Raw genomic sequence first — 9,745 nt, 5'->3', positions numbered from 1 at the left:
GGGCCCTTCCGGCGGGCCGCCGCCTGGGCCTGGGCCTGGCGCGACTTCGACATCGGCCTGCCGGACGCCGAAGACCTGCCGGACGCCGAAGGGCTGCCGAGGGCCGAAGGGCTGCCGGAGGTGAAAGGCCTGTCGGGGACCGGGAGTCCGCCGGAGGCTTCCGCCGCCCCGCGGCCCGCTTCCCCGGACACACCCGCGTCTCCCGCCCCCGTACCTCCTGCCGCAGCCGCGCCGGAGGTCCAGCCCTGCCCCGTACGGCGCCGGCCCCGTCCCGCCCGGCGTCGGCACGACCACCGTCTCGGCGCCGACCCGCGGAGATGAAGCGGCTCTCCGCCCCCGCCACCGCGGCCCGGAGGGGGAGGGCCGTGGCGGAGCGGGGACGGAGAGCGGACCGACGTCAGTGAGCCGGCCGTGCCTCAGAAGGCGGTCGATGCGGGTCCCGGTGCCAGGAGAAGGAGATCAGCCGGCCACCTCCTTTCCTCTTGTCGTCGCCCGGGCCCACCTGGCAGGCGGTGACCTCGGCTTCCTGCGGATCGTGGCGAGCCGGGCGTTCCGGCTGCTGTGTCCATGAAGGTACGGGCCCCGCTTCGGCCTGGGCATCTTCCAAGTTGCTTCATGCAACCCGCGGATTCCGTATCCGGACTCAGCACGCAGGGAGATGCGGACGCGGCGGGCCCCGGAGGACGGTGGCGGGTGGGCCCGACGGCACGCGGTACACGCGGCACACGGGCGCCACCGCACCCACGCCCACACGCGCACGACCCATGACGAGGGGAAGTAACAGGCACATGACTGCAGGCGGTGCTCCCAAAGCCGGGCGGAAGGAGTGGATCGGGCTGGGCATCCTCGCTCTGCCGACCCTCCTCGTGGCCCTCGACGTCTTCGTACTGCTCCTGGCGCTGCCGCACCTGAGCGCGGATCTCGGCGCCGACTCCAACCAGCAGCTGTGGATCATGGACATCTACGGCTTCATGGTCGCCGGTTTCCTGGTCACCATGGGAACCCTCGGTGACCGCATCGGCCGCCGCAAGCTGCTGCTGATCGGCTCGGCCGCGTTCGGTGCCGCGTCCCTGATGGCGGCCTTCGCCACCAGTCCGGGCATGCTCATCGCCGCGCGCGTGCTCCTGGGCATCGCCGGCGCCAGCCTGACGCCGTCCACCCTGGCCCTCATCACCACCATGTTCCAGGACGCCAAGCAGCGCACGGTCGCCATCAGCCTGTGGGCGAGCTGCTTCACCATCGGCGCGATCGTCGGCCCGCTGCTCGGCGGTGTGATGCTGGAGTACTTCTGGTGGGGTTCGCTGTTCCTGATCGGCGTCCCGGTGATGGTGCTCACCCTGGTCGTCGGTCCGCGCGTCCTGCCCGAGTTCAAGAACCCCGAGGCCGGCCGCCTGGACCCGGCGAGCGTCCTGCTGAGCCTGGGCGGCACCGTCCCGGTCATCTACGGCATCAAGGAGCTCGCCCGCAACGGCTGGGAGGCCCTGCCCGTCGTCGTGCTGGCCGCCGGACTCGTCATCGGCGTGCTGTTCGTCCAGCGCCAGCGCCGGCTGAGCAGCCCGCTCCTCGACGTCACCCTGTTCGCCCACGGCCGGTTCACCGCGGCGCTGCTCAGCCTGCTCGCCTACAGCCTCATCGGCGGTACGGTCATGCTCTTCATGACCCAGTACTTCCAGGCCGCCCAGGGCATGTCCCCGTTCGAGGCGGGGCTGGGCATGCTGCCCGGCATGGCCGCGGCCACCGTCTCCTTCGCGGTGTGCCCGATCATCGCCCGCAAGGTCCGTCCCGCGTACGTCATCGGCGCGGGCATCGCGGGCGTGACCGCCGTGCTGCTCACCTTCACCCAGCTCGACGCCGGTTCCGGCACGGCCGTACTGATCGTCGGGTTCGCGGTGTTCTCCTTCTGCGGCGCCCCGATCGTGGCGCTGGGCACGAACATGGTCGTGGGCACCGTCCCGCAGGAGAAGGCCGGTTCGGCCGGGGCCCTGTCCCAGATGAGCAACGAGTTCGGAGCCGCCCTCGGTGTGGCGACCCTGGGCACCGCGGGCCTGGCCGTCTACCGGAACGAGATCGCCGACACCGTCCCGGCGGGCGTGCCCGCGGGTGCGGCCGACGCCGCCCGCGACAGCGTCGCCGGTGCCGCGGCCGCCACCGAGGGGCTGTCCGGGCCGCTCGCCGAGACGCTGATGGAGCCCGTGCGCGTGGCCTTCACCAGCGGCCTGCACACGGTGGCCGGGGTCAGCGCGGCCCTCATCGCCGTCACCGGCGCCTTCTTCGTCGTCCTGATGCGGCACATCCCGCCGGTCGGCCAGGAGGAGGCCCCGCCGGAGGCCGAAGCCGAAGCCGGGCCCGAGACCGGGCCCGAGAACGAGAGCGCGGAGGAGCCGGCGCCGAAGGTGGCGGCGGTCTGAACCTCCCCGGCGCCGGAGCACCGGCTCGCCCACGCGTCCTGCCCCATCCCGGACATCCCGGGGTGGGGCAGATGCCGTCGGCGGGGCCGGGCGGCCTGGCCGAGGGGGCGCCGCGTGCCCGTCAGGCGTCGAAACGGCCGCGTGCGCTCTCGATGTGAGCGAGGTGCTGATGGGTCCAGCCGCACATGACGTCGACCGCGGCGAGCAGGCCCCGGCCCGGCTCGGTGAGGGTGTACTCGACCCGCGGCGGCACGGTGGGGTGCACCTTCCGGTCGACCAGGCCGTTGCGCTCCAGCATGCGCAGGTTCTGGGTGAGCATCTTGTGGCTGACGCCCTCGACCTCGTCCCGCAGCTCACTGAAGCGCAGGGTGCGCTCGCCGAGCGCCTCGATGATCAGCAGCGCCCACTTGTTGGCGACGTCCGAGAAGATCTCCCGCGCCAGGGAGTCGGCGCGCCGCAGGTCGGCGTCCTCGGGCAGGCCCTTGAGCAGTTGCTTGGTCACCATCAGGTTCCTCAGTCACCGAAAAGTGCGTTCTTCCAGGTCAGCCCTCACTCTCCTACAGTTCCCGAGTAACCACAAGAGAGCGGATCGGAAGGGCGAACTCCATGACCACCCCTGATGTCCTCAGCTACGGCATACCCGCCGAGAGCGACTTCGGCTACGTGCAGGCGATCGGGTCCGGCGAGCTGGTCCACGTCTCCGGACAGCTCGCGTTCGACGACGCGGGCGAGTTCCTCCACGCGGACGACTTCGCCGCCCAGCTCGAGAGGACCCACGCCAACATGGACAAGGTCCTGGACCACTACGGCGCCACCCGTAACCAGATCGTCTCGCAGACCCTGTACGTGGTGGACCTGCGGCGGAACGCCGCGGCGGCGGCGGAGGGCAACCTGGCGTACTTCGGTGACCACCGCCCGGCCAGTACGGTCGTGGGCGTCACCGAACTGACCCTGCCCGGCCAGGTCGTCGAGATCGGCTTCGTCGTCGACACGAGGCTGCCCGCCTGAGGAGCCGCCGGTGGAACCGGGAGCGGAGGCGAGGGGGCGTCGGGCGCGCACGTGGACTGATTATGATCTTGGTCATGTCTGTGCAGAGTTCTGACAAGGCCCTTTCCCGCAAGCAGCGGCTTCAGGAGAAGCAGCGCCGCCAGTTGGCGGTGGTCGACACCGTGGACAAGGCCGAGGCGAAGGTCCGCAAGGCAGAGATGGAACTGGCCGGGGCGGTCGCCGAGGCCGTGCAGGTGTTCGGTGACGAGCAGTCCGCGTCCGAGGGGCTCGACATGCCGGTCGAGGCGATCCGGCGCTTCCTCGGCATGGCGCAGGAGGAGACGGCCGGCTCCGGCGACGCCGCCGGAGCACCCTGAGTCCGACGTCCGGCCGGGGGCGGGAGCCGGACGACGCCGTGGGTGTGCGGACGGGCCGGGCGCGCACCCCGCGCACCCGGCCCGTCCGCGTACTGCCGGTACCTCAGTGCGCCCAGGGGGCCATCGGGTACCAGATCAGATCGCGGCGGGCCAGGATCCGCAGGTCCCAGTACAGGAGCATGAAGACGCCGGCGGCGATGAACGCCGCCGCCATCAGCGCCGAGGCGCGGCTCGGCCGGGCCGTCAGCCAGCGGTTCAACCGGTCCCCGAAGGCGACGGTGACCAGGAGGAACAGCACCGCCACGACGGCGAGGTTGCCGAGCGTCTGGAGCACGAACACCGCCGCCCCGTAGAGCGGGTTGCCGCTCTCGGCCGCGTCCCGGAAGAGCTGCCGGAACAGCGGGAACGGACGCCCGATGAGGAACGCCCCGATCAGGGCGCCCATGAACAGCATCGGAGCACCGGGGAAGCGCTGCGACAGCCGTGCGAGCGGGTCCCTCACCACGCCCAGCGCGGAGAGCCCGAGCACCAGCATGCACAGGCCGATGAGCCCGTACACCACCATCGCCTGGATCAGCCGGCCGGACAGCCCGCTGCCCGACGGGGTCTCGTCGAACTGCGGCATCCCGGTGCCGACCAGCGCGACGAGCACCCCGTACAGCGCCGACACGGTGATCGCGCCCAGGGCGAGTCTGCTCAGCGGCTGCAGTGCGGCGGTCAGCCGCCGGCGCGGTGAGGACGGGCCGCCGGTCAGCGGGGCCAGCGCGCTGAACACGGCGACGTTGCAGGCGGTGAACGTGCCCGCCACCCCGGTCGCCACGGCGAAGGCCAGACCGGCCAGGGCGCCGGCGATGGGGCTGTCCTTGGCGTGGTGGCCGAGCAGGGTGTCGGCGACGTTGTCGCCGATGGTGCTGTCGACGAACTCCGCCGACCACACCACCGTCAGGGCGAAGCCGAACAGCGCGCTGACCACGGCGACCAGCAGCCGCCGTCGCGGCACGTGGCCGTTGAAGAAGAACGAGGGCGTACGCGAGGTGCCGGTCCGCGGCGGGGCCGGGGCGTCCAGGGTGGGACGCTGTGTCACTTGAGTCATCGAAACGCCTTTCACCGAAGAGGACGGAACAAAGGACGTGCGGTGTTTCCGGGCCCCGGAAGGGCCCCCGGACGCGGTGCGGGGGACGGTGCACCGGTCGTGCCCCCGTCCCCCGCACCGCCGTACGCCGGGTCAGCGCAGCGAGATCCCCTCCTGGTTCAGGGACCGCAGGAACTCGCCCCGCGACAGCGCCGCGGCGGTCAGCTCGATGTCGTCGGCCATGTAGCGGTCCACGCCCAGGGTGGGCACCAGGGAGCGCACCGCGTCGTACGTGGCCCGGCTCGCCGGGCTCAGGTCGTCGTACCGCCGGGAGACGTCCACGGCCTGGGCGGCGGCGAGGAACTCCACCGCGAGGATGCGGTTGTTGTTCTGCAGCACCCGCCGGGCGTTGCGGGCCGCGATCAGGCCCATGCTGACGACGTCCTGGTTGTCGCCGTTGGACGGCACGCTCTGGGTGCTGGCGGGCCCGATGGTCCGGTTCTCCGCCACCAGGGCCGTCGCCGGGTAGTTCGCGCCGGCGAAACCGCAGTGCAGGCCCGGGTCGGCGGCGACGAGGAACTCCGGCAGACCGTAGCTGAGGTGCCGGTTGAGCAGCCGGTTGACCTGCCGCTCGGCGAGCACCCCGAGCTGGGTGAGCGCGATCGTGGTGAAGTCCATGACGAACGCGATGGGCTGGCCGTGGAAGTTCGCCCCGTGGAAGATCTCCTCGCCCTCGAAGAACAGGGGGTTGTCGTTGGCGGAGTTGAGCTCGGTCTCCAGCCGCTCCCGCGCGTGCGTGAGGGTGTCCCGCACCGCGCCGAGGATCTGCGGCACGGCGCGCAGCGTGTACGCCTTCTGCAGGTACACGTCGGTGCGCTGGACGTCACCGCCGCCTTCCCTGGCCTTCTCCAGCTCGCGGCGCAGGTCCGCGTGGTCCAGGGCCAGCCGGCTGCCCGCGAGCAGGGTCCGCATGTTGGCCGCCGAGTCGATCTGCCCCGCGTGCGGCCGGGCGACGTCGTGCCCCTCGGCCAGGAACGGGCTCCTGGAGCCGCGCAGTACGTCGTTGAGCAGGCCCGAGACCATCTCCGCCTGGCGGACCTGGGTGAACGCCCGCTCCACGACGAGGGAGCCGAGGCCCGTCATGGCGGAGGTCCCGTTGATCAGCGCCAGGCCCTCCTTGAAGCGCAGCTGCAGCGGGGCGATGCCCAGCTCGCGCAGGACCTTGCCGGTCTCCCGCTGCTTGCCGTCGCGCAGCACCCGGCCCTCGCCGATGAGCGTGCCGGCGAGGTGCGCCAGCGGCACGAGGTCACCGCTGGCGCCGAGCGAACCGATCTCCGGTATCGCCGGTGTGATCCCCTCGTTCAGATACAGCGCCAGGCGGTCCAGGATCTCCGGGCGGACCGCGGAGTGCCCCTTGGCGAGCGTGTTCAGACGCGCCGCCATGATGGCGCGGGCCTCGTCCTCGGCGAACAGCGGGCCCACCCCGGCGCTGTGGCTGCGCACCAGGTTCGTCTGCAGTTCGACCTCTTTCGACTTGTCGATCTGCATGTAGATCATCTCGCCGTAACCCGTGGTCACGCCGTAGATGGGGATGTTCTGCTCCGCCAGGTCCTCGAGCATCGCGCGGCTCTTGAGCGTCTTGGCGACGGCGTCGGGGGACACCCCCACCGGCGCTCCCAGTTCCGCGACACGGCCGACCGCGTCGGTGGTGAGGCTCTCACCGTCGAAGGTGACCGTGGTGGTGCCGGTGTCAGCTGTTGTCAACGCTCTCACTCCAGGTGGACGAAGCCGGACCCGACGAGGAACCGGCGGACAGGACGGGGCAGCGGATGTCAGGGCCGGAACGAACCGTCGGCGGCCTGCGCGCGGACCGTGCGGCGCAGCAGCTTGCCGACGTGATTGCGGGGCAGCGACGTCACGAAGAAGACGTCCTCGGGGACCTTGTACCAGGTCAGCGTCGTGCGGCAGGCGGCGAGCAGCTCCTGCCGCACCTCCTGCGCGGCCGCGGCGTCGACCCCCGCCCGCAGGACGGTGAAGGCCCGCAGCACCGACACCCCGTCGTCGCGCCGCACCGCGCACACCGCCGCCTCCTTCACGGCCGGGTGCTCCATGAGACGGTCCTCGATCTCGGTGGGGTGCACGTTGATGCCGCCGACGATCTCCACGTCGTCGAGCCGTCCGTGCACCCGGACGAACCCGTCGGCGTCGACCGTCGCCGCGTCGCTGGTGGAGTACCACTCCTCCGGCGCCGTCCGCAGCGGGGCCTCGCTTCCCCGGGCGACGCCCGGACCGATGGTGGGCCCGGCCAGCTCCAGCCGGCCCTCGCAGCCGGCGGCCACCGGGCGGCCCTCCTCGTCGACGACGCGCAGCCGGTACGGCGCCAGCACCCGGCCGAGGGTGAACTCCCGGTAGGAGCCCGCCCCGTTGGCCAGCAGGGCGTGCCCGATCTCGGTCGTGCCGTACACGTTGAGCAGGCGCTCGCCCATGATGTGGCGCAGCCGCCGCTCCAGGGCCTGGGGCAGCACCTCCCCGGCGACGACCGCCACGCGCAGCCGGCCGAGGACGCCCTCCGCGTCGGGGTGGGCGAGCATGTGGGCGAAGAAGGTGGGCTGGCTGTAGTAGACGCTCACGCCGTGCCGGGCGATGAGGGCGAGGCAGTCGGCCGGGCCCAGCCGCCGGCCGGTGAGTACGGTGGTGGCGCCCCGCAGCAGCGGGAAGAACAGCGAATTGCCCAGCCCGTACGCGAAGTTCATCCGCGGTACCGAGTAGCAGACGTCGTCCTCCCGCACCCCGATCGCCTCGCCGGCCGCGCGGTCGAGGACCTCCGCGTCCGCGTGCGTGTGGAAGCAGAGCTTGGGGCCGCCGGTCGTGCCCGACGTGAACGCGGCGAACGCCGGTGTGTGCGGCGCGCAGTCGGCGTACGGCGGCACCGCGGCGCCGTCGTCCCGCGACAACGACCGGGCGGTCAGCACCGGCGCGGTGAACAGCCCGTCGAACTCCGGCGCGGCCACCACGGCCGCCGGCTCGGCGATGTCCCCGGCCCGCGCCATCTCGTCCGGGTGGAACATCGAGTTGACGGGGATCGCCACCGCGCCGATGCGCACGGCGCCCAGGAACGCCCGTACGAAGTCGATGCCGTCGGGCAGCGCGATGAGGATCCGCGAGCCGGGGCCGAGACCGCGCGCCGCGAACGCCGCGGCGGCCCGGCCCGCCCCCTCGTACACCGAGCGGAAGGAGTGCTCGCCGTCCTCGTCGATGTAGGCGGTGCGGTCCAGCCGGCCGTGCGCGCGTGCGGACTCCTCCAGCAGCTCGACCAGGTTGCCGCTGCGGGTCCCGGAGACCGGGACCGGCGCGACGGCGTCACCGGCGGGGCGGGGCGGGGCGGTGGTCATCGGCAGATCCCTTCCATCTCGACGAGCAGGTCCGGCCGGCAGATGCCGACGTTGAGGAAGACCACGTCCGCCGCGCCGGAGAACACCTCGGCGCACCGGGCCCGCACCGCCGGCAGGTGCTCCGCGTCACGGACGTAGACCTTGACGCTGTCCAGCTCCGTCAGCCCGTACCCGGCGTCGACGGCGTGCTGGCGCAGGTTCTCCCCGCTCACCAGGGCCTCGATGTTGGCCAGCGTGACGTCCAGCTGCCGTTCGATGTCGCCGGGGTGCACGGTGTCGTCCCCGAGGATGCTGGCCGTGCCCGACACGTAGAGGGCCCCCGTCCCGTACCCCTCGGACGCCAGGTGGGTGCCGCGCGCGAAACTCGGCGACAGGGTTCCGTACCGGTCGGGGTACCGGTGGGCCGGGGTCTGCCGCGGGTTCTCCAGGTGGGTCGTGCGCCCGGGGCGGCAGGCCAGGAAGTACAGGTCGATGCCCGTGCCCAGGGAACCGATGCCGGTCGCCGCGGGGATGCCCTCGAAGTGCTCGGACCACTCCTCGAAGGCCAGGGCCCGGCCGGCGCAGAAGTCCTGGTAGATCTCGGTGCCCTCGGCGTTGTCGCCGGTGATGTCGCCGACCAGGTTCCACATGCGGAACAGGTCGGTGTACCCCTGCTGCCAGGCCATCCGGAGCGCGGCGCCGTAGGCGGCGTGCACCGCCTCGCGGTAGACGCCGCTCTCCTCGATGCGCACCGCGCAGAAGAAGTGCTCGCCGTCCTCCGCGTAGACCAGGTTGTCCTGCAGTCCGGAGCGCACGGGACGGTCGGTGACCCAGGCCTCCGTGAACGGGACGGCGGACTCGGCCATCATGTGCACGTCGAGCCGGGGGGACCCCTGGTACAGCGTCGGCTGCCCGCCCTGGTGCCCGTACACGATGCGGGCCAGGACGTGCCGGCCGGCCAGGACGTCCCGGTCCTCGCCGGAGGGCGTGTCGAACACGCAGTCCAGCGTCGTTGCGCGCGGAACGGTGTGAAGGACTGTCACGAGTTTGCTCCCATGGGTGAGCCGGGTGAGCGCTGCGAAGCGAAGCGGCGGGTGCGTCACGCCGGCGGCCACGGCAGACCGCGGTCGCCGAAGCCGTCGGAATCGACCCACAGCGCCCGCAGGCCGCGCAGGGTGACGTTCGGTCGGTAGGAGGGGGTTCCGGTGGCGAAGCGGGCACCGGTGACCCGCTGGGCGAACCGGACGAGAACCGTTTCGGCGATCAGCCGGGCCACCGGTTCGCCGGGGCACGCGTGCGGGCCCAGCCCGAAGGCGGCGTGCGGCGCCCCGGACGCGTCCGGGGCGAACACCTCGGGGCTGTCCCACACGCGCGGGTCCCGGTGGGCCGCGGCCAGCAGGAGCAGCAGGGTGGTCCCGGCCGGCACCCGCGTGCCGCAGACGTCGAGATCGGCGACGGCATGACGGTGGAGGAGCTGGACCGGCGGGTCCAGGCGCAGGACCTCCTGGACCACCTGGCCCGCGTACCGGG

The 9,745-nt window shown here is 72.3% G+C and carries 9 protein-coding genes and 1 pseudogene; 4 read left to right on the top strand and 6 right to left on the bottom strand.

Translation table 11 applies throughout. The features are described 5' to 3' along the window. Positions 1 to 321: pseudogene (locus B7767_RS47260) on the top strand (hypothetical protein); the annotation flags it as partial. A gap of 467 nt (positions 322 to 788) precedes the next feature. Beyond that, positions 789 to 2,408 (top strand): MFS transporter, encoded by a 1,620-nt coding sequence (locus B7767_RS10850; RefSeq protein WP_085572014.1) that lies wholly within the window; start codon positions 789 to 791, stop codon positions 2,406 to 2,408. A 121-nt stretch (positions 2,409 to 2,529) separates the two neighbouring features. Here B7767_RS10850 and B7767_RS10845 read toward each other — a convergent pair whose 3' ends face one another. Further along, complete coding sequence (locus B7767_RS10845) at positions 2,530 to 2,913, bottom strand: helix-turn-helix domain-containing protein (RefSeq protein ID WP_085572013.1); 384 nt, start codon at positions 2,911 to 2,913, stop codon at positions 2,530 to 2,532. Positions 2,914 to 3,014: 101 nt separating this feature from the next. Between B7767_RS10845 and B7767_RS10840 the strand changes: the two genes are divergently transcribed. Both B7767_RS10840 and B7767_RS10835 read left to right on the top strand, forming a co-directional pair. Further along, entirely contained in the window at positions 3,015 to 3,416 is a 402-nt protein-coding gene (locus B7767_RS10840) for a RidA family protein (protein WP_085572012.1), read from the top strand. Between the two features lie 74 nt (positions 3,417 to 3,490). Continuing rightward, positions 3,491 to 3,772 (top strand): hypothetical protein, encoded by a 282-nt coding sequence (locus B7767_RS10835; protein WP_256923394.1) that lies wholly within the window; start codon positions 3,491 to 3,493, stop codon positions 3,770 to 3,772. Positions 3,773 to 3,875: 103 nt separating this feature from the next. Here the strand turns inward: B7767_RS10835 and B7767_RS10830 are convergent, their stop codons facing one another. From B7767_RS10830 to B7767_RS10810, 5 genes are all read right to left on the bottom strand, one after another. Next, positions 3,876 to 4,865, bottom strand: a complete 990-nt coding sequence (locus B7767_RS10830) for a hypothetical protein (protein ID WP_085572010.1) — start codon at positions 4,863 to 4,865, stop codon at positions 3,876 to 3,878. 132 nt (positions 4,866 to 4,997) lie between these two features. Then, a complete protein-coding gene (gene cmdF, locus B7767_RS10825; RefSeq protein ID WP_085572009.1) occupies positions 4,998 to 6,608 on the bottom strand; it encodes a tyrosine 2,3-aminomutase in 1,611 nt (536 codons plus the stop codon). A gap of 68 nt (positions 6,609 to 6,676) precedes the next feature. After that, complete coding sequence (locus B7767_RS10820) at positions 6,677 to 8,236, bottom strand: class I adenylate-forming enzyme family protein (RefSeq protein WP_085572008.1); 1,560 nt, start codon at positions 8,234 to 8,236, stop codon at positions 6,677 to 6,679. Then, the gene (locus B7767_RS10815; RefSeq protein ID WP_085572016.1) at positions 8,233 to 9,258 is read right to left on the bottom strand and encodes an FkbO/Hyg5 family chorismatase; all 1,026 of its coding nucleotides are present in this window, start codon (positions 9,256 to 9,258) and stop codon (positions 8,233 to 8,235) included. Before B7767_RS10815 ends, B7767_RS10820 begins: the two co-directional genes overlap by 4 nt. A 56-nt stretch (positions 9,259 to 9,314) precedes the next feature. Next, positions 9,315 to 9,745, bottom strand: a 431-nt coding sequence (locus B7767_RS10810) for a cytochrome P450 (RefSeq protein WP_143652344.1), incomplete at its 5' end; no start/stop codon positions are given.

This window comes from Streptomyces sp. 13-12-16, assembly GCF_002114215.1.
GTDB lineage: Bacteria > Actinomycetota > Actinomycetes > Streptomycetales > Streptomycetaceae > Streptomyces.
Note: the sequence above shows the minus strand (reverse complement) of the source record. Positions and strands in the feature narration are given on the sequence as shown.

What these genes read in the sequence shown, in the direction of transcription:
- B7767_RS10850 (WP_085572014.1), top strand. Translation starts at nt 789, where the DNA reads ATGACTGCAGGCGGTGCTCCCAAAGCCGGGCGGAAGGAGTGGATCGGG.
- B7767_RS10845 (WP_085572013.1), bottom strand. Translation starts at nt 2,913, where the DNA reads ATGGTGACCAAGCAACTGCTCAAGGGCCTGCCCGAGGACGCCGACCTG.
- B7767_RS10840 (WP_085572012.1), top strand. Translation starts at nt 3,015, where the DNA reads ATGACCACCCCTGATGTCCTCAGCTACGGCATACCCGCCGAGAGCGAC.
- B7767_RS10835 (WP_256923394.1), top strand. Translation starts at nt 3,491, where the DNA reads ATGTCTGTGCAGAGTTCTGACAAGGCCCTTTCCCGCAAGCAGCGGCTT.
- B7767_RS10830 (WP_085572010.1), bottom strand. Translation starts at nt 4,865, where the DNA reads ATGACTCAAGTGACACAGCGTCCCACCCTGGACGCCCCGGCCCCGCCG.
- B7767_RS10820 (WP_085572008.1), bottom strand. Translation starts at nt 8,236, where the DNA reads ATGACCACCGCCCCGCCCCGCCCCGCCGGTGACGCCGTCGCGCCGGTC.